At 62.2% G+C, this 19,435-nt stretch carries 21 protein-coding genes; 20 read left to right on the forward strand and 1 reads right to left on the reverse strand.

The window, feature by feature from the left end:
• Positions 1–131 precede the first annotated feature (131 nt).
• Positions 132–1,595 carry a chromosomal replication initiator protein DnaA gene (gene dnaA / locus SDENCHOL_RS01855; protein ID WP_154715783.1) on the reverse strand — a complete coding sequence of 488 codons (1,464 nt, stop codon included), beginning with the start codon at positions 1,593–1,595 and terminating at the stop codon, positions 132–134.
• 229 nt (positions 1,596–1,824) lie between these two features.
• Between dnaA and rpmH the strand changes: the two genes are divergently transcribed.
• From rpmH to SDENCHOL_RS01955, 20 genes are all read left to right on the forward strand, one after another.
• A complete protein-coding gene (gene rpmH / locus SDENCHOL_RS01860; RefSeq protein WP_154715784.1) occupies positions 1,825–1,959 on the forward strand; it encodes a 50S ribosomal protein L34 in 135 nt (44 codons plus the stop codon).
• A 100-nt stretch (positions 1,960–2,059) separates the two neighbouring features.
• The gene (rnpA, locus tag SDENCHOL_RS01865; RefSeq protein WP_154715785.1) at positions 2,060–2,479 is read left to right on the forward strand and encodes a ribonuclease P protein component; all 420 of its coding nucleotides are present in this window, start codon (positions 2,060–2,062) and stop codon (positions 2,477–2,479) included.
• A 23-nt stretch (positions 2,480–2,502) separates the two neighbouring features.
• On the forward strand, positions 2,503–2,712 hold the full coding sequence (gene yidD, locus SDENCHOL_RS01870; protein WP_231913000.1) for a membrane protein insertion efficiency factor YidD: 210 nt from the start codon (positions 2,503–2,505) through the stop codon (positions 2,710–2,712).
• A 17-nt stretch (positions 2,713–2,729) separates the two neighbouring features.
• Positions 2,730–4,448, forward strand: coding sequence for a membrane protein insertase YidC (gene yidC, locus SDENCHOL_RS01875; protein WP_154715787.1), 1,719 nt, complete (start codon positions 2,730–2,732; stop codon positions 4,446–4,448).
• Between the two features lie 10 nt (positions 4,449–4,458).
• The gene (gene mnmE, locus SDENCHOL_RS01880) at positions 4,459–5,814 is read left to right on the forward strand and encodes a tRNA uridine-5-carboxymethylaminomethyl(34) synthesis GTPase MnmE (protein ID WP_154715788.1); all 1,356 of its coding nucleotides are present in this window, start codon (positions 4,459–4,461) and stop codon (positions 5,812–5,814) included.
• Positions 5,815–5,949: 135 nt separating this feature from the next.
• Positions 5,950–7,863, forward strand: coding sequence for a tRNA uridine-5-carboxymethylaminomethyl(34) synthesis enzyme MnmG (gene mnmG / locus SDENCHOL_RS01885; protein ID WP_154715789.1), 1,914 nt, complete (start codon positions 5,950–5,952; stop codon positions 7,861–7,863).
• Positions 7,860–8,522 (forward strand): 16S rRNA (guanine(527)-N(7))-methyltransferase RsmG, encoded by a 663-nt coding sequence (rsmG, locus tag SDENCHOL_RS01890; RefSeq protein WP_154715790.1) that lies wholly within the window; start codon positions 7,860–7,862, stop codon positions 8,520–8,522. Before mnmG ends, rsmG begins: the two co-directional genes overlap by 4 nt.
• Before the next feature lie 12 nt (positions 8,523–8,534).
• Positions 8,535–9,299 carry a ParA family protein gene (locus tag SDENCHOL_RS01895; RefSeq protein WP_154715791.1) on the forward strand — a complete coding sequence of 255 codons (765 nt, stop codon included), beginning with the start codon at positions 8,535–8,537 and terminating at the stop codon, positions 9,297–9,299.
• A gap of 29 nt (positions 9,300–9,328) precedes the next feature.
• Positions 9,329–10,186, forward strand: coding sequence for a ParB/RepB/Spo0J family partition protein (locus tag SDENCHOL_RS01900; RefSeq protein WP_154715792.1), 858 nt, complete (start codon positions 9,329–9,331; stop codon positions 10,184–10,186).
• A gap of 151 nt (positions 10,187–10,337) precedes the next feature.
• The gene (locus SDENCHOL_RS01905) at positions 10,338–10,676 is read left to right on the forward strand and encodes an ATP synthase subunit I (protein WP_154715793.1); all 339 of its coding nucleotides are present in this window, start codon (positions 10,338–10,340) and stop codon (positions 10,674–10,676) included.
• 10 nt (positions 10,677–10,686) lie between these two features.
• Complete coding sequence (atpB, locus tag SDENCHOL_RS01910; protein WP_154715794.1) at positions 10,687–11,523, forward strand: F0F1 ATP synthase subunit A; 837 nt, start codon at positions 10,687–10,689, stop codon at positions 11,521–11,523.
• An 88-nt stretch (positions 11,524–11,611) separates the two neighbouring features.
• Positions 11,612–11,860: a F0F1 ATP synthase subunit C gene (gene atpE, locus SDENCHOL_RS01915; protein WP_154715795.1), complete on the forward strand. Its 249-nt coding sequence runs from the start codon at positions 11,612–11,614 to the stop codon at positions 11,858–11,860.
• Between the two features lie 49 nt (positions 11,861–11,909).
• Entirely contained in the window at positions 11,910–12,380 is a 471-nt protein-coding gene (locus SDENCHOL_RS01920; protein ID WP_154715796.1) for a F0F1 ATP synthase subunit B, read from the forward strand.
• A 6-nt stretch (positions 12,381–12,386) separates the two neighbouring features.
• Positions 12,387–12,932 (forward strand): F0F1 ATP synthase subunit delta, encoded by a 546-nt coding sequence (locus tag SDENCHOL_RS01925; RefSeq protein WP_154715797.1) that lies wholly within the window; start codon positions 12,387–12,389, stop codon positions 12,930–12,932.
• A gap of 10 nt (positions 12,933–12,942) precedes the next feature.
• Positions 12,943–14,481 (forward strand): F0F1 ATP synthase subunit alpha, encoded by a 1,539-nt coding sequence (gene atpA / locus SDENCHOL_RS01930; protein WP_154715798.1) that lies wholly within the window; start codon positions 12,943–12,945, stop codon positions 14,479–14,481.
• A 24-nt stretch (positions 14,482–14,505) separates the two neighbouring features.
• Positions 14,506–15,375 (forward strand): F0F1 ATP synthase subunit gamma, encoded by an 870-nt coding sequence (gene atpG, locus SDENCHOL_RS01935; protein WP_154715799.1) that lies wholly within the window; start codon positions 14,506–14,508, stop codon positions 15,373–15,375.
• Positions 15,376–15,422: 47 nt separating this feature from the next.
• The gene (atpD, locus tag SDENCHOL_RS01940; RefSeq protein WP_154715800.1) at positions 15,423–16,802 is read left to right on the forward strand and encodes a F0F1 ATP synthase subunit beta; all 1,380 of its coding nucleotides are present in this window, start codon (positions 15,423–15,425) and stop codon (positions 16,800–16,802) included.
• Between the two features lie 61 nt (positions 16,803–16,863).
• Positions 16,864–17,286, forward strand: coding sequence for a F0F1 ATP synthase subunit epsilon (locus tag SDENCHOL_RS01945; RefSeq protein ID WP_154715801.1), 423 nt, complete (start codon positions 16,864–16,866; stop codon positions 17,284–17,286).
• A gap of 311 nt (positions 17,287–17,597) precedes the next feature.
• A complete protein-coding gene (locus SDENCHOL_RS01950) occupies positions 17,598–18,206 on the forward strand; it encodes a TetR/AcrR family transcriptional regulator (RefSeq protein WP_172954967.1) in 609 nt (202 codons plus the stop codon).
• Between the two features lie 60 nt (positions 18,207–18,266).
• Complete coding sequence (locus tag SDENCHOL_RS01955) at positions 18,267–19,430, forward strand: efflux RND transporter periplasmic adaptor subunit (protein ID WP_154715803.1); 1,164 nt, start codon at positions 18,267–18,269, stop codon at positions 19,428–19,430.
• Positions 19,431–19,435 lie beyond the last annotated feature (5 nt).

Consider the following 19,435-nt stretch of genomic DNA (forward strand, 5'->3'; position numbering starts at 1 on the left):
GGGGATAATCGCCGACTTATCCACAAACTCTTCAGCGGCCGTACAGCAGTTATACCGCCGGATTTGTCGAGTTCGTTACCGTATCCGGATGGCTGGAAACTGTATCCCGCCGGTCGTCGTTCCATCTTCCATCAGCCTTTCAGCGTCTGCATCAGTACATGCACGTCATTGCCGAGACGTGCTTCCTTGCTGCGCAAGTCGTTGATTGTACGATAGGCGTGCAGCACGGTCGTGTGGTCGCGGCCGCCGAAGGCCTCGCCGATCTCGGGCAGGCTGTGATGCGTCAGCTCGCGCGCCAGCCACATGGCGACCTGGCGCGGCCGGGCGATGGCGCGGCTGCGCTTCTTCGAGTGCATCTCGGTGACCTTGAGCTTGTAGTAGTCGGCGACGGTTTTTTGGATCAGATCCAGGGTGAGCTGGCGGTTGGTGGCGCCGAAGATGTCCTTCAGGGCTTCCTTGGCGACATCCATGTTCACTTCCTTGCCATTGAAATTGACGTAGGCAAGGACCCGGTTGAGCGCGCCTTCGAGCTCGCGGACGTTGGAGCGCAGATTCTTGGCGATCAGGAAGGCGACGTCATCGCCGAGATTGATTTTCGCGGCTTCGGCTTTTTTCTTCAGAATGGCGACGCGCATTTCCGGCTCGGGGGGCTCGATTTGCACCGTCAGGCCCCAGTCGAAGCGCGAAACAAGGCGTTCTTCGAGGCCGGCGATATCCTTCGGGTAAGTGTCGCAGGTGATGACGATTTGCTTCTTGGCCTCGACCAGGGCATTGAAGGCGTAGAAAAACTCTTCCTGGGTGCGGTTCTTGTTGTTGAAGAACTGGATGTCGTCGATCAGCAGCAGGTCGAGCGAGCGGTAATAGCGCTTGAAGACATCGAAGGATTTCTGCTGGTAGGCGCGCACCACATCGGCGAAGTAGTCCTCGGCGTGGACGTAGCGGATCACCATGCTGGGATTGCGTTTCCACACTTCGTTGCCCAGGGCATGCACCAGGTGGGTCTTGCCCAGGCCTACGCCGCCGTAGATGAACAGCGGGTTGTAGGAATTGCCGGGATTCTGCGCGACCTGCTGGGCGGCGGCGCGGGCAAGATCGTTGGCGCGGCCGGTGACGAGGTTGTCGAAGGTGAAATTCGGGTTGAGGCGCGATTTTTCGTAGGCGCTGTTTTCGCTGCGGGTGTTGTCGAGCGTGCTGGCCACGCCGGGGGGCGCAAGGTTGATCGCCGGCGGGGTGAGCAGGGTAGCGAGCGGACCCGAACCCGAATTCGTTTCGTTGCCCGTGCCTGCGGCATTCGTTGCCGGCAGGGAAGATGCGCCGGACGAAGGGTCGACGTCGACCACTCCCAGACTGATGCTGACGGGGGTCTGAAAATAATCGCGGCTCAGGGCCTGTATCTGGCCGAGATAACGTTCGCGCACCCATTTCATGATGAAGAGGTTGGGAGCGATCAGTTGCAGTTCGGCGGGTGCGTCTGCCGTGCTATCGAGACCGGCGCCGTTGCCTTCGAGACGCAGGGGGCGGATCCAGGTGTTGTACTGTTGTGCCGGCAGTTCTTTTTCGAACCGGCCCAGACATGCCGTCCAGAATTCGTTCATTGATACCAAGGGAATCTGCTCGTATCCGTGAAGACGATCAAGCATGGTGATCGCCGTGTTTTTATTAGTGAACCGCGCAAGATCGGAATATCGGCGGCGCACCCTCCTTGAACCGGGCATTCTACGCCGTTTCGAGGAGAGTTATCCACAGCCCGGCAGTAAAAATAGCACTTGACAAAATAACGTCGAAAAGATGTAATCGAGGGTTCTTTTTTAGAGGAATAAAGTCATGAAACGCACTTATCAGCCTTCGGTTGTGCGTCGCAAGCGTACCCACGGTTTTCTCGTACGCATGCGCACACGCGGTGGCCGCGCCGTGATCCGCGCCCGTCGCGCCAAGGGCCGTAGCCGACTGGCTGCCTGAGACGGCAAGCGGTGCCGGCGTGCGGCATGTGGCGTGCTGCGTGCTGCATGGACTGTGACCGATGCGGGTGCATCGGTCCAACAAGAAAAACGGAAGCGGCATGGATGTCCTGAATCCGGAAAACCTGGATTTCAGCTTTCCCGACAAGCGCAGATTGCATGCCGCCGCCGAGTTTTCACAGGTGTTTGCCGCACGACGGGTCTTGCGCGGGAGTTTTTTCAACCTGCATTACCTGGCCGTCCGGCCAACGGCGCTGCCAGCCGGTATCGGTGCGCGGATTGGCCTGGTCGTTGCCAAGAAGCTGGCGCGCCGCGCCGTGCAGCGCAATCTTCTGAAGCGCCTGGCGCGCGAGGCTTTTCGCCATGCGCATGGCGGCCTGCCCCCGTACGATCTGGTATTGCGCCTGTCCAGGCCGGTGGCGGGTAGTCTGCAAGCCGAAACACGGCATGCCTGGCGTGCCGATATCGATCAGTTGCTGGGGCGGCTTGCCGGCCTGGCGCAGCGTCAGGGTCAGAATTAATGCCTGCAGCGATGAAGACATTGATGGTTTATCCACTGCTTGGCCTGGTTCGCTGCTACCGGTATTTCATCAGTCCCTTTTTGGGACGCAGTTGCCGCTTTTATCCAAGTTGTTCCGAATATGCCGACGAGGCCTTGCAGCGCCATGGCGCATGGCGTGGCACATGGCTGGCCCTGCGCCGCGTGTCTCGTTGCCATCCCTGGCATCCGGGCGGTTTCGATCCGGTTCCCTAGTTGAAAGATAGTCGCCGATGGATACCCAACGTCTGATTCTCCTGGTGGTGTTTTCCTTTTCCCTGATCATGCTCTGGGAAGCATGGCAGAAACAGGAACAGCCCGTGGTTGCCTCCGCGCCTGCGGCGGTTGCGGCACATTCGGCGGCCGCGAATGCCGTACCGGCACCGGTGGCCAGCGCGGCGAGCGCCGCGCCCGCGCCGATGGATGCGGCGACAGCGGTTCCGGGAACGGCGGCCGTGGCTGCTGCTGCGGGCGAAGCGTCGGTGCAGGTTGCCCGGCAGGTCATCAAGACCGATCTGTTCATCGCTGAAATTTCCGCCCAGGGTGGCGATCTGACGCGGCTGGAACTGGTCAGGCATCACGCGACCAAGGACAAGGACAAGAACTTCGTGTTGTTCGACAACGGCGAAATGCATTTGTACCAGGCGCAAAGCGGGCTGATCGATGCGGGCGCGAATGCTGCAAATGGCGCGGGATTGCCGAATCACAAGACGCTTTATGCGTTTGCGCCCGGCAGTTTCGAGCTGGAGGATGGCAGGAATGAGCTGAGCGTTCGTTTGCTGGCGCCGGAAGTCGATGGCGTGCGCACGAGCAAGATCTATACTTTCCATCGAAACAGCTATCTCATTGATATAACGTATGAAATCGAGAATGGCGGGGCCGCGCAACTGACGCCGACGGCGTATTTCCATACCTTGCGCGATGGCAAGCCGGGCGAGGCCAGCACCAGCGGTGCTTTCGGCGTCAGTGTGTTCACCGGACCGGCGCTGTATACGAACGAGGGAAAGTACCAGAAGGTCGGTTTCGAGGATATTGCCAAGGGCAAGGCCAAGTACGTGCAACAGGCCGACAACGGCTGGATCGCCATGGTGCAGCATTATTTCGTCTCGGCCTGGCTGCCCCAGAGCAGCAACGAGCGCGAGTTCTACATGGAAAAGCTTGACGGGGACCTGTATCGCGCCGGTCTGAAAATGCCCCTGGCAGGCATTGCGCCGGGCAACACGGGCAAGGTCGCCGTTTCGCTCTACGCCGGGCCGCAGGAGCAGGACAAGCTGGCGAAGATCGCGCCGGGGCTGGATCTGGTCGTCGATTATGGCTGGCTGACGGTGATTGCCGCGCCACTGTTCTGGGTGCTGGAGTTGTGCCACAAGTTGGTCGGCAACTGGGGTTGGGCGATCATCATCCTGACGGTGCTGCTCAAGCTCGTGTTCTATCCGCTGTCGGCAACGAGTTACAAGTCGATGGCCAAAATGAAGCTGGTGGCGCCGAAGCTGACCAAGCTCAAGGAAACCTTCGGCGATGACCGGGCGCGTCTGAACCAGGAAATGATGGAGCTGTACAAGCGTGAGAAAATCAACCCGCTGGGCGGTTGTCTGCCGATCCTGATCCAGATTCCGGTGTTCATCGCCCTTTACTGGGTGCTGCTGGGTTCGGTGGAAATGCGCTATGCGCCGTTCATCGGCTATATCCAGGATCTTTCGGCGAAGGATCCCTATTTCATCCTGCCCATCATCATGGGCGTGACGATGGTGCTGCAGACCCGGCTCAATCCGCCGCCGCCCGATCCGATCCAGGCCAAGGTGATCATGTTCCTGCCCATCGTGTTTACCGGCATGTTCCTGTTCTTTCCCTCCGGTCTGGTGCTGTACTGGATCGTGAATAACATCCTGTCGATTGCCCAGCAGTGGCAGATCAACCGCGTCATCGAGGGTTCCGGCAAGAAGGCTGCCTGATGAGGCTGGCGTGAACGAGGAAACCATTGCCGCCGTTGCCACCGCACCGGGGCGCGGCGGCATTGGCGTGGTGCGTGTTTCCGGGCCGCGGCTGACGGATTTTGCCCGTCGATTGTGCGGCTTGCTCCCGCTGGCGCGCCAGGCGACGCTGACCGATTTTCGCGATGGGCAGGGGCGGACGATCGACCGCGGCATCCTGCTTTATTTTCCGGCGCCGCACTCATTCACCGGCGAGGATGTGCTCGAGCTACAGGGTCATGGCGGCCCGGTGGTGCTGCATCTGCTGCTGCAGCGCTGCCTGGAATTGGGCGCCCGCCTGGCCGAGCCGGGCGAATTCACCCGCCGGGCTTTTCTCAACGACAAGCTCGATCTGGCCCAGGCCGAAGCGGTGGCCGATCTGATCGATGCTTCCAGCGTGCAGGCGGTGCGTTCGGCGCTGCGGTCATTGAGCGGCGAGTTCTCCCGCCAGGTACATGGAATAGTCGATCGGCTGATCGAATTGCGCATGCTGATCGAGGCGACGCTGGATTTCCCCGATGAGGAAATCGACGCGGCAACGCTGCTGCGCGAAGCCAATGTGATGTCGCGCCTGGAACAGTTGCGTGCCGACCTGGCCGGCATGCAGCGCCGGGCGCGGCAGGGCAGTTTGTTGCGCAGCGGTCTGCAGGTCGTGCTGGCCGGTCCGCCGAATGTCGGCAAATCCTCGTTGCTCAACCGTCTGGCCGGCGAGGAGCGCGCCATCGTGACCGAGATTGCCGGCACGACGCGCGATACCGTGCGGGAGCTGATACAGGTCGAAGGCATTCCCCTGCACATCATCGATACGGCCGGTTTGCGCGAGACCGGCGATACGATCGAAAAACTGGGCATAGAGCGCAGTTGGCAGGAAATCGAGCGGGCCGACGTGATTCTGCAGCTGGTCGATGCATGTGATGCACGTCACGGCCTTACCGCCGAGGATGTAGCGATTGCCGGTCAATTGCCGGAGCGCGTCGAGCGCATCGTCATCCACAACAAGTGCGATCTGTCCGGAGAGCCGGCCGGTCGCAGTGAGGAAGGCGGGCAGGTGCATCTGCGGCTTTCCGCCCGCAGCGGCCAGGGAATCGAACTTTTGCACGCCGAGCTGTTGCGCGTAGCCGGCTGGCAGGAACATGGCGAAGATCTGATTCTTGCCCGCGAGCGGCACTTGCAAGCCTTGCAAGCTGCCGATAGCCATCTGGCCGAAGCGCTGATCCGGGGTGATGCGCTGGAATTCTGTGCCGAGGAACTGCGTGGCGCCCAGGAGGCGTTGGGTGAAATTACCGGCAAATTCACGGCCGACGATTTACTGGGTGCCATCTTTTCCCGTTTTTGCATCGGCAAGTAGGTTTCACGTGAAACAATGATTTGCCTGCGGTAGTTGGCGAAGCGATTTGTTTCACGTGAAACGGTTCATGTTTTTGCCGTTGTCGGGTGAGTGGCGTATCATTGCGCCTCTTTTGTTGGACGTTCGGCGGGCCCGATGCTTTTTCCCCGGAAATTTGATGTGATCGTGGTGGGTGGTGGCCATGCCGGCACGGAAGCGGCGCTGGCGGCGGCGCGTGTCGGTGCGCAGACGCTGCTGTTAACCCACAATATCGAGACGCTCGGACAGATGTCCTGCAATCCGTCGATTGGCGGTATCGGCAAGGGGCATCTGGTGAAGGAGGTCGATGCGCTGGGTGGCGCCATGGCGCTGGCGACAGACGAGGCCGGCATCCAGTTCCGCATCCTCAATTCCGGCAAGGGCCCGGCGGTGCGTGCCACGCGGGCGCAAGCCGATCGCCTGCTCTACAAGGCGGCGATACGCCGCCGTCTGGAGAATCAGCCGAACCTGACCTTGTTCCAGCAGGCCGTCGATGATCTGATGCTGCACGGCGACCGCGTGGCGGGCGTGGTCACGCAGTTGGGTATCCGAATCGAGGCGCCGGCCGTGGTGCTGACGGCGGGTACTTTCCTGAATGGCCTGGTGCATGTGGGATTGAGCAATTATCCAGCCGGCCGGGCCGGCGATCCGCCGGCAATCTCGCTATCCATGCGCCTGCGCGAGCTCAAGCTGCCGATCGGCCGCCTGAAAACCGGCACGCCGCCGCGTATCGATGGACGCAGCATCGATTATTCGGTTTGCCAGATCCAGCCGGGCGATGATCCCGCGCCGGTGTTTTCCTATCTCGGCAGGCGCGAACAGCATCCGCGCCAGGTGCCGTGCTGGATCACTTACACCAATCCGCGCACCCACGACATCATCCGCGCCGGGCTGGACCGCTCGCCGATGTTCACCGGCGTCATCGAAGGCGTCGGGCCGCGCTACTGCCCGTCGATCGAAGACAAGATCCACCGTTTCGCCGGCAAGGACAGCCATCAGGTTTTTCTGGAACCGGAAGGGCTGACCACGCACGAGATCTATCCGCAGGGCGTGTCCACCAGCCTGCCTTTCGATGTGCAGCTTGCGCTGGTGCGCAGCCTGCGGGGGCTGGAGCAGGCGCATATCCTGCGTCCCGGCTATGCCATCGAATACGACTATTTCGACCCGCGCAACCTGAAATCCTCGCTGGAAACCAAGTCGATCGCCGGCCTGTTTTTTGCCGGCCAGATCAACGGTACCACCGGCTATGAGGAAGCCGCAGCGCAGGGCCTGCTTGCCGGGGTGAATGCCGCCCGGCAGGTGCGGGGTGCGGCGGCCTGGCGGCCGCGGCGGGATCAGGCCTATCTGGGCGTGCTGGTGGATGATCTGATCACGCGTGGCGTTTCCGAGCCTTACCGGATGTTTACCAGCCGCGCCGAATACCGCCTCAGCTTGCGCGAGGACAATGCCGATCTGCGCCTGACCGAGATCGGCCGCGAGCTGGGTCTGGTGGATGACGAGCGCTGGGAAGCTTACAGCCGCAAACGCGATGCCATCGCTGCCGAAAGCGAGCGTCTCAAAACGACCTGGGTGAATCCGAAGATCGTCAGCGCGGCGGATGCGCTGCGCGTGCTCGGCCAGCCGCTGGAGCGCGAATACCGCTTGTTCGATCTGTTGCGTCGTCCCCAGGTCGCTTATGCGGACCTGGCCAGCTTGCCGGGGTTTGGCGCTGCCGCCGCCGATGTGGCTGCGCTCGGCCCGCAGGTGATCGAGCAGGTCGAGATTCAGGCCAAGTATCAGGGCTATATCGATCGGCAGCAGGAGGATGTGCAGCGCAGTCTGTCCAGCGAGTCGCTGGCTTTGCCTGCCGACCTCGATTACGCCGGCGTGCATGGCCTGTCGATCGAGGTGCGCCAGTTGCTCGAACGGCATCGTCCGGAAACCGTCGGCCAGGCGATGCGCATCCAGGGCATGACGCCGGCGGCGATTTCCCTGCTGCTGGTGCATCTGAAGCGCCATGCCGCCGGCAAGCGGCAGAGGCGGGAGGCATGAACCTGAGTCCGGCGATCGTCGAACACATCCGCAGCGGGTTGCAGCGGTTGGGGCCCGATCCCGCATGGCGCGTGGAGGCGGGCGGCGAGGCGGCCGCTGCGCCGCGTTTCGCCGCATACCTGGCGCTGCTGGTCAAATGGAACCGCGTCTACAATCTGACGGCGGTACGCGATCCACGGCAGATGGTGACGCATCATCTGCTCGATTCGCTGGCCTTGCTGCCGAACTTGGGCGCGCCCGTCAGGCTGGCCGACGTCGGTAGCGGCGCGGGACTGCCCGGCATTCCGCTGGCCATTGCTCGGCCGCAAATGGCCGTGACGCTGATCGAGAGCAATCAGAAGAAAGCCGCCTTTCTGCAGCAGGCCAGAATCGAGCTGAAACTGGACAATGTGAGCATTCACTGTGGCCGAGTCGAAGAATACAGGCCGAATGTGCTTTTTGATGCGGTCGTCTCACGGGCATTTTCCGATCTTGCCCTGTTCGTCCGGGTGGCCGGCCACCTGCTTGCGCCGGGCGCACCCTTGCTGGCCATGAAGGGCGTCGAACCCCGTGATGAAATCGCCGATCTGCCGGCAGGCTGGCGGGTCGGCCGCAGCATACCCATCGTCGTACCTGGTCTGGCAGCGCAGCGCCATCTCATCGTGATTGAACCGTCTTAAAAGGACATTCGTATGCATATTTTCGCCATCGCCAACCAGAAGGGCGGGGTCGGCAAGACCACCACGGCGGTCAATCTGGCTGCTGCCCTCGCCGCCAAGGGGCAGCGCACCTTGCTGGTCGATCTCGATCCCCAGGGCAATGCCACGATGGGCAGCGGCATCGACAAGCGCGCCCTGGAAAAGTCGGTTTATCACCTGCTGGTCGGGCTGGCCGGCATGACGGAGGCGCGCATCACCTGCGAGGCCAAGTACGACGTGCTGCCGGCCAACCGCGATCTGGCCGGCGCCGAGGTCGAGATGGTCGAGCTCGAACGCCGTGAGATGCGCCTGAAGGAAGCACTTGCCGCCCATGCCGCCGATTATGACTTCGTGCTGATCGACTGCCCGCCCTCGCTGTCCATGCTGACGCTGAACGGCCTGTGCGCCGCCCATGGCGTGATCATCCCGATGCAGTGCGAATACTATGCGCTGGAAGGCCTGTCCGACCTGGTGAATACCATCAAGAAGGTGCATGCCAACCTCAACCGCGACCTGAAGATCATCGGCCTGCTGCGCGTGATGTTCGACAGCCGCGCGACGCTGGGTCACCAGGTTTCCGCCGAGCTGGAGCAGCATTTCGGCGACAAGGTATTCAGAACCATCGTGCCGCGCAATGTGCGTCTGGCCGAAGCGCCCAGCTACGGCATTCCCGGCGTGCTGTACGACAAGTCCGCGAAGGGCGCGCAGGCCTATCTGGCGTTTGCCAGCGAAATGGTCGAACGCGTCCAGACCATGTGAACCGCTTTCAGGAAACAGGAGAACGACGCATGAATTCCCCGAAGAAAAAGGGCTTGGGCCGTGGCCTCGGCGCCTTGCTCGATGCCAATAGCGACAGCGCGAGCACCCGTCAGGACAGCCTGCCGGTCGGCCGCCTGCAACCGGGCCGCTACCAGCCGCGAACGCGCATGGACCCGGATTCGCTCAACGAACTGGCGGCCTCGATCAAGGCCCAGGGCATCATGCAGCCCATCCTGGTGCGCCTGATCGGCGACGACAAATACGAAATCATCGCCGGCGAACGGCGCTGGCGCGCGGCCCAACTGGCCGGCATGAGCGAAGTGCCGGTGCTGGTGCGCGAGATTCCCGACGAGGCGACGCTGGCCATGTCGCTGATCGAAAACATCCAGCGCGAGAACCTCAATCCGCTCGAAGAGGCCGCCGGCATTCAGCGCCTGATCGACGAATTCGGTATGAGCCACCAGCAGGCGGCCGATGCGGTCGGCCGCTCGCGGCCGGCCGCATCCAACCTGTTGCGCCTGCTGAACCTGGCCAAGCCGGTGCAGGAATGCCTGTTTTCCGGCGAGCTCGACATGGGCCATGCGCGCGCCCTGCTGCCGCTGGCCAAGCCCGAGCAGGCGCGCCTGGCGGCGCTGGTGGTGCATAAGCGACTGTCCGTGCGCGAGACGGAAAAATTGGTGCAGCGTGAATTGCAGTCGCCGCCGGGCAAGGCCGGCGAGCAGAAAGCCGACCGCGACGTGCTGCGCCTGCAGGAGGAACTTGCCGATATTCTCGGTGCGCCGGTGAAACTGGTCGCCGGCAAAAAGGGCGCCGGCCACCTGACCATCGGCTTCAGCAGCCTGGACCAGTTGGACGGCATCCTCGAGCGTCTGCGCGACAAAAACTGAGTATCCGGCGTGGTCTGGATGGCATTCCGGCGCGACACGCCGTCAAGTTTCCAATCATGCCGATTTCTTTGACTAATCCAGAAAATACCCTTATAATTCTGGGCTTTTCGCACGGTCAGATCAGCACACAGGGCGCTGCGGCGCTGCCGTCATGCACAAGACGCTACTGCTACAAGTAGTTGCGACGCTTCTTGGCGGGGGCATAGGGTTCCTGTTTACAGGGGAAAGAGGCCTGTATTCGGCGTTGCTCGGCGGTCTTGCCTATGCTCTGCCCAACCTGGTTTTTGTCGTGCGATTGAAAATTGCGGCCGCCAGCGGCCGCGCCAGTGGCGTCAGTTTCTTTGCCGGCGAATTCGGCAAGATTGCCGCGACGATAGGAATTTTGGTAGCCGTGCAACAGTGGTATCCCGGTGCGCTCTGGCCGTTTCTGCTGGTCGGGCTGTTCGCGGCGCTCAAGGCAAATTTACTCGCATTCTTGTTGAAGACCTGACTGAACGAATATGGCAACTGGTCACGAAGCGGCAGCGCCCACTGCATCCGAATACATCGTCCATCACCTGGGTCACTACAACACCTCGGGCGAGCCCCAGAAGGCCATCATCGATTTCTCGATGGCCAATCTGGATACCCTGTTCTTTTCCCTGGGCATGGGGCTGTTCACCATCCTGCTGATGTGGTCGGTGGCGCGCAAGGTGACTTCCGGCGTGCCGGGCCGCCTGCAGGCGGCGCTCGAAATCGTCATGGAATGGGTCGATGACCAGGCCAAGTCGATCGTCCATGGCGACCGCACCTTCATCGCGCCGCTGGCGCTGACCGTTTTTCTCTGGGTGTTCTTCATGAATGCCCTCGACCTGCTGCCGGTCGACCTGCTGCCTTTCCTTTGGCAGGGCGCGACGGGCGATTCCCATGCCTATCTGCGCATCGTGCCGACGGCCGACCTGAACGGTCCGCTGGGCATGTCCCTGGGCGTGCTGCTGCTGATGATCTGGTACAGCTTCAAGATCAAGGGGGCCGGTGGTTTCCTCCATGAACTGGTGGCCGCACCCTTCGGCGACAAGATCTTCCTCTACCCGATGAACCTGCTGCTGAACCTGATCGAGTTCGCCGCCAAGGCGCTGTCGCTGGGCATGCGGCTGTTCGGCAACATGTACGCCGGCGAACTGATCTTCATGCTGATCGCGCTGCTGGGCGGCACGCTCACCTGGTGGGGCATCGGCATGCACCTCGCGCTGGGCGCGGTGTGGGCCATTTTCCATATCCTGATCATTACCTTGCAGGCATTCATCTTCATGATGTTGACGCTGGTGTATATCGGTCAGGCGCATGAAGGGCATTGAGTTTTTGGCAGGTCCGGTTTTTTGTCTTTTCCGTTTTTTTAGTCTCACCTGATTCATTCATTTTCATTCATCAAATCAAGGAGTCATCATGGAACACATTCTCGGTTACGTTGCCATCGCCGCCGGTCTGATCATCGGTCTGGGTGCTGTCGGCGCCTGTATCGGCATCGGCATCATGGGTTCGAAGTATCTGGAAGCATCCGCCCGTCAGCCGGAGCTGATGAATGCCCTGCAGACCAAGATGTTCCTGCTGGCCGGTCTGATCGATGCGGCCTTCCTGATCGGCGTGGGTATCGCCATGATGTTCGCCTTCGCCAACCCGTTCGTGCTCCAGTAATCGCGCTTCCTCCAAGTCCCTGATTGAAACGCTTTAAGGAGCGATTACCGTGAATCTGAACGCAACCCTGTTTGCCCAGCTCGGGGTGTTCTTCATTCTGGCGTGGTTCACCATGAAGTTCGTGTGGCCGCCCATCATGAAGGCGCTGGACGAGCGTGCGCAGAAGATCGCTGATGGGCTCGCGGCGGCAGACAAGGCAAAGACCGATCTGGTCAATACCGAAAAAAAGGTCGTCGAGGAAATCCGCAAGGCGCGTGAGTCCGCCACCGAGGTGCGTGCCGGCGCCGAAAAACAGGGCTCCCTGTTGATCGAGGAAGCCCGCGCCGAAGCCGCCCGCATCATCTCCCAGGCTCGCGAGGCCGCCGAGGCCGAAGCCGGCGTGGCTGCCCAGCGCGCCAAGGAAGCCCTGCGCGAACAGGTCGCCCTGCTGGCCGTGGCCGGTGCCGAGCGTATCCTGCGCCGCGAGATCAATGCCGACGTGCATGCCGATCTGCTGGCCAACCTGAAAACGGAGCTTTGATCCGTCATGGCCGAAAACGTCACCATCGCACGACCCTATGCCGAGGCGGCCTTCCGGCTGGCTCGGGAGGGAGAGGATAAGACCGCGCTGGCTGCTTGGGCCGAGGCACTGGAGCGCATGGTGACCATCGCGACCCATCCGGACATGCAAGCCTGCATCGACGATCCGCGTCTGTTGCCCGAGCAGTTGGCGAACCTGTTTCTCGGTGTCGCCGGGAATGACCTGAGTGCGGGTCAACAGAACTTCGTCCGCGTGCTGGTCGAAAACGACCGGCTCGGCGTCCTGCCGGAAATCCGCGATCTTTTCGTGGCTCTCAAGAATGAGCATGAAGGCAGCAAGAAAGCCCTGATCGCCTCCGCCTTCCCGATCGAGGCAGCAACCCAACAACAACTCGTGGCCGATCTCGAGCGCCGGTTCGCCTGCAGGATCCAGGCGTCCGTCAGCGTCGATCCCGAACTGATCGGCGGTGTGTGCATCACCGTCGGTGATCAGGTGATCGATGCTTCGGTGCGAGGCAAGCTCGCCGCCATGGCGACCGCGCTACAGAAATAGGAGCTTTTGAATGAACCTCAACCCCTCTGAAATCAGCGACCTGATCAAGGGCCGCATCCAGAACCTGGATCTGGCCGCCCAGGCCAAGACCGAAGGCACCGTGGTTTCCGTCACTGACGGCATCTGCCGTGTGCATGGTCTGGCCGACGTGATGCAGGGTGAAATGCTGGAGTTTCCCAACAACACCTTCGGCCTGGCGCTCAACCTCGAACGCGACTCGGTTGGCGCGGTGATTCTGGGTGAATACGAGCATATTTCCGAAGGCGATACGGTCAAGTGCACCGGCCGCATCCTGGAAGTGCCGATCGGCCCGGAACTGCTCGGCCGCGTGGTGAACGCCCTGGGCGAACCGATCGACGGCAAGGGTCCGATCAACGCCAAGCTGACCGACAAGATCGAAAAAGTCGCGCCGGGCGTGATCTGGCGCAAGTCGGTCGACCAGCCGGTGCAGACCGGCCTGAAGGCCATCGACGCCATGGTGCCGATCGGCCGTGGCCAGCGCGAGCTGATCATCGGCGACCGCCAGACCGGCAAGACGGCCGTGGCGGTGGATGCGATCATCAACCAGAAGGGCCAGGACATGTTCTGCATCTACGTGGCGATCGGGCAAAAAGCCTCGACCATCGCCAACGTGGTGCGCAAGCTGACCGAAGCCGGCGCGATGGAATACACCGTCATCGTCGCCGCTACCGCTTCGGAATCGGCCGCCATGCAGTTCCTCGCACCCTATTCGGGCTGCACCATGGGCGAATACTTCCGCGACCGCGGCCAGGACGCCCTGATCATTTACGACGATCTGACCAAACAGGCCTGGGCCTATCGCCAGGTCTCGCTGCTGCTGCGCCGTCCGCCCGGCCGCGAAGCCTATCCGGGCGACGTGTTCTACCTGCACAGCCGCCTGCTGGAGCGCGCCGCGCGCGTCAATGAGGATTACGTCGAGAAGTTCACCAACGGCGAAGTCAAGGGCAAGACCGGCTCGCTGACCGCCCTGCCGGTGATCGAAACCCAGGCCGGTGACGTCACCGCCTTCGTGCCGACCAACGTGATCTCGATTACCGACGGCCAGATCTTCCTGGAAACCGACCTCTTCAACGCCGGTATCCGCCCCGCCATCAACGCCGGTATCTCGGTGTCGCGCGTCGGTGGCGCGGCCCAGACCAAGGTCATCAAGAAGCTCGGCGGCGGCGTGCGTCTGGCGCTGGCCCAGTTCCGCGAACTGGCGGCCTTCGCCCAGTTCGCCTCCGACCTCGACGAAGCCACCCGCAAGCAGCTCGAGCGCGGCCGCATGGTCACCGAACTGATGAAGCAGGCGCAGTACTCGCCGATGAGCGTCTCCGAAATGGCCGTCACGCTGTACGCGGTTGACAAGGGTTATTACGACGATCTCGACGTCAAGCGCGCGCTGGCGTTCGAGGCCGGCCTGATGGGCTATCTGAAGCAGGGCCACGTGGCTGTGCTGAACAAGATCGAAACCTCCAAGGAACTCGACGGCGAAACCGAAAAAGCCTTGGCGGCGGCGATCGAATCGTTCAAGAAGACCTGGGCCTAAACCCTAGCCAGCCAGGAGCAGACCATGCCAAGCGGCAAGGAAATACGTAACAAGATCAAGAGCGTACAAAATACGCGCAAGATCACCAAGGCCATGGAAATGGTGGCGGCCTCGAAGATGCGCAAGGCGCAGGAGCGCATGAAGGCGGCCCGCCCCTATGGTGACAAGGTGCGCTGCATCGCAGCCAACCTGGCACGCGCCAATTCGGAGTACAAGCACCCTTTCCTCACCAGGCCTGAAAGCGTCAAGCGTGCCGGCCTGATCGTCGTCACCACCGACAAGGGCCTGTGTGGCGGCCTCAACACCAATATCCTGCGCCAGTCGCTGAACCGCATCAAGGAACTGGAAGGTGCCGGCGTCAAGGATATCCGCGTCACGGCCATCGGCAACAAGGGACTGGGTTTCATGCAGCGCCTGGGCGCCAACGTCGTTTCCAAGGTGGTCGGTTTGGGCGATACGCCGCATCTGGAAAAACTCATCGGGCCGGTGAAAATCATCCTCGATGCCTTCCAGGCCGGCGAGCTGGACATGGTCTACGTCGCCTACACTCGTTTCATCAACACCATGAAGCAGGAGCCGGTGATCGAGCAACTGCTGCCGCTGACGGCCGACAAGCTGCAGGACGAGAAGCAGCACGGCTGGGACTACCTGTACGAGCCGGACAGCCAGACGGTCATCGACGAACTGCTGGTGCGCTACGTCGAAGCGCTGGTGTACCAGGCGGTGGCCGAGAACATGGCCTCCGAGCAGTCGGCGCGCATGGTGGCGATGAAGGCCGCTTCCGACAATGCCGGCAACGTCATCAACGAATTGCAGCTTATCTACAACAAGACGCGCCAGGCGGCGATTACCAAGGAAATCTCGGAAATCGTCGGCGGCGCTGCGGCGGTATAAGCCGCCGCAGGCATCGATTAACGAATTTATTGTTTTGGGGAATGACGATGAGTCAAGGTGAAATCGTTCAGTGCATCGGCGCCGTGGTGGACGTCCAGTTCCAGCGCAACCAGATGCCCAAGGTCTATGACGCGCTCACGATGGACGGCAGCGAGTTGACGCTCGAAGTCCAGCAGCAACTCGGCGACGGCGTGGTGCGCACCATCGCGCTGGGTTCGTCGGACGGCCTGCGCCGCGGCATGATGGTGCAGAACACCGGCAAGCCGATTTCGGTGCCGGTCGGCAAGGCCACGCTGGGCCGCATCATGGACGTGCTCGGCCGGCCGATCGACGAAGCCGGCGCAATCGAGGCCGAAAACCTGCGCTCGATTCACCAGAAGGCGCCGAAGTTCGACGAACTGGCGCCCTCGCAGGAACTGCTGGAAACCGGCATCAAGGTGATCGATCTGGTCTGCCCGTTCGCCAAGGGCGGCAAGGTCGGCCTGTTCGGCGGCGCCGGCGTCGGCAAGACGGTGAACATGATGGAGCTCATCAACAACATCGCCAAGCAGCACGGTGGTTACTCGGTGTTTGCCGGCGTGGGCGAGCGTACCCGCGAGGGCAACGACTTCTACCACGAGATGAAGGATTCCAACGTGCTCGACAAGGTCTCGCTGGTCTACGGCCAGATGAACGAGCCGCCGGGCAACCGTCTGCGCGTCGCCCTGACCGGCCTGACCATGGCCGAAGCCTTCCGCGACGAAGGCCGCGACGTGCTGTTCTTTGTCGACAACATCTACCGCTACACCCTGGCCGGTACCGAAGTCTCCGCGCTGCTCGGCCGCATGCCATCCGCCGTGGGCTACCAGCCGACGCTGGCCGAGGAAATGGGCCGCCTGCAGGAGCGCATCACCTCGACCAAGGTCGGCTCGATCACCTCCGTCCAGGCCGTGTACGTGCCGGCGGACGACTTGACCGACCCGTCGCCGGCCACCACTTTCGGCCACCTGGACGCCACCGTCGTGCTGTCGCGCGACATCGCCGCGCTGGGCATCTACCCGGCCGTCGACCCGCTCGACTCCACCTCGCGCCAGATCGACCCCAACGTCATCGGTGAAGAGCACTACAACACCACCCGCGCCGTGCAGCAGACCCTGCAGCGCTACAAGGAACTGCGCGACATCATCGCGATTCTCGGCATGGACGAACTGGCGCCGGAAGACAAGCTGGCCGTGGCCCGCGCGCGCAAGATCCAGCGCTTCCTGTCGCAGCCCTTCACCGTCGCCGAAGTGTTCACCGGCTCGCCGGGCAAGTACGTGTCGCTCAAGGAAACCATCCGCGGCTTCAGGATGATCATCAACGGCGAATGCGATCACCTGCCGGAGCAGGCCTTCTACATGGTCGGCACCATCGACGAGGCCTTCGAGAAGGCCAAGACGCTGCAATAAGGCGGGAACGGGGCGCGTCTTCCACACTTTCGTACCTGCCCCGCCCATCATGGAGAAGTACATGGCTATGACCATACATGTCGATGTCGTCAGCGCCGAGGAGTCGATCTTCTCGGGCCTGGCCGAATTTGTCGCCCTGCCGGGCGAAGCCGGCGAGCTGGGCATCCTGCCCGGCCACATGCCGCTGCTGACCCGCATCAAGGCGGGCGCGGTGCGTTTGAAGCTGCCGCAGCAGAACGACGAAGAACTGATCTTCGTCGCCGGCGGCATGCTCGAAGTGCAGCCGAACCTCGTCACGGTGCTCGCCGACACGGCGATCCGCGGCAAGGATCTCGACGAAGCCAAGGCGCTCGAGGCCAAGAAGCACGCCGAGGAGGCCATGGTCAATCGCAGTTCCGAACTCGATTACGCCCGCGCCCAGGCCGAGTTGGCCGAGGCGGTCGCTCAACTGGCGGCGATCAAGAAGCTGCGCGGAAGGCATTGATGCGCTGAACGGCAAGGCGCCAGGAAACATGCAAAGGGACGGCTCAGGCCGTCCTTTGCGTTTTTTGGGTACGCCGGCCGGCCTTGGTTGCGCGCGCTGCCGCGTACGTTGGGCACGCCCGATACGCTATCGCGCTGATATCGCACATAAAACAAACCAAAAACCAAACGAAACGGCACTCCGTCTACACGCCATGGGTGTCGCGACAGGGCGGATAGGCTGCACCCTGCAGCAGGATGTGGCAAATTCGGCACCTCTTTTTTTTGATTTTCTATTGGACTGGACTGTCCAGTCCAGCTAAAATCACGCAGATGACATCTGCGACAGAGCCCATTCTTCCCGATACCCGGCTGCGTTTGATCGAAGCGGCGGCGGAGGCGTTTTATACGGGGGGATACAACATCAGCATGGAGACGATCGCGGCGCATGCCGGGGTGGCCAAGCAGACTCTGTACAACCATTTTTCCAGCAAGGAAGCCTTGTTTTCCGAAGTGGTGCGGCGCGACGCCGAGCGCATGACCACGGCGCTGGAGGAAGACGGCGGCGATCTGCGCGCGCGTCTGCTGCGGTTTGCCATTGCTTTCCGCGCCCTGGTCATGGACCAGCGCTGCATTGCCCTGCACCGGACGCTGATTGCCGAATCGCTGCGTTTTCCCGAGATGACGCGCGCCTTCTATGAGTCGGGACCGGCGCATACCTTGCGGGGACTGACGCAATTGTTCGATCAGGAAATGCGCGCCGGGCGTTTGCGCAGTGACGGTGCGGGGGCGGCGGAGTTTGCTGCCGACATGCTGCTGGGCATGCTCAGCGGCGCGGAGCGCACCCGTTACCTGCTCGGCATCGAAGTCCGCCCTGCGGAAAACGATCAGGACCGCGCGGAAAAGATCGTCGATTGTTTTCTGCGCATTTTCGTCAATTGACAGAACAGGCATTTCGCCATGTTCACTGTAAGCAAGCACTGACATACCAGGAGAATCCAGATGGCCAGCCTTCCATCCATCAACAAGCGCGAGCTGCTCGCCAGCCTGCTCGCTCTCGCCGTCGCGGCCTGCGGCGGAGAGGGACCGCCGGGCGCCGGCGGCCCGGGCGCGGGTCCAGGCGCGCCGCCGGCACCTGAAGTCGCGGTGATGATGCCGGCAAGCAGCACGGCAACGTTGACCCAGGATCTGCCGGGACGTTTGCAAGCGGTGCGTACGGCGCAAGTGAGGGCTCGCGTCGAGGGCATCGTCGAAAAACGCCTGTTTGCCGAAGGCAGCGACGTGAAGCAGGGCCAGACCCTGTTTCAGATCGATGATCGCGATTACAAGTCCACGGCGCTTTCGGCCAAGGTCGACGTCGAGGTGATGAAAGCCGCGCTCAAGCGCTATGAGCCGCTGCTGCCGAGCAAGGCGGTGAGCCAGCAGGAATACGACCAGGCCCAGGTCAAGCTGCTGCAGACTCAGGCGGCCCTGACGCGCGCGCAGATCAATCTCGAAAATACCAGGGTGCCGGCCCCCATCGGCGGCCGCATCGGCCGCGCCCTGGTGACCGAAGGCGCACTGGTGGGGCGCGGTGAGCCGACCCATCTGGCGACCATCGAACAGATCGATCCGATCTACGCCAATTTCACCCAGTCGAATGCCGAGCTGCTGCGTCTGCGCCAGGCCATGCAGACCGGCAAGCTGCAGCGCGCCGACCAGACCCGGCTGGAATTGATACTCGAAGATGGCAGCGTCTATCCACTGCCGGGCAAGCTGGAGTTCAGCGATCTGGCCGTCGAGCCGGAGACGGGGGCGGTGAATCTGCGCGCCCTGTTCCCGAATCCCAAACATGAGCTGCTGCCCGGCCAGTATGTGCGCGTGCGCTTCAACCAGGGGCAAATGGAAGGCAGCCTGCGCGTGCCGCAGGCGGCGGTCATGGCCGGCGAACAAGGCCAGTTCGTGCTGATCGTGAACGCCGAGAACAAGGTCGAGCCGCGGCCGATCGAGACGGCCGGCATGAGCGGCCCCGACTGGCTGGTCAGCGGCGGATTGCAGGGCGGCGAGCAAGTCATCGTCAATGGCCTGCAGAAGGTGCGTCCCGGCGCCACCGTCAAGCCGGTGCCCTGGCAGGCGCCCGCGCCTGCCCCGGCCGCCGCACAGCGCGCCACCCCGGCCGCCCACTGACGGAG

It is taken from the genome of Sterolibacterium denitrificans (genome assembly GCF_900174485.1).
In the GTDB taxonomy this organism is placed as follows: Bacteria; Pseudomonadota; Gammaproteobacteria; order Burkholderiales; family Rhodocyclaceae; genus Sterolibacterium; species Sterolibacterium denitrificans.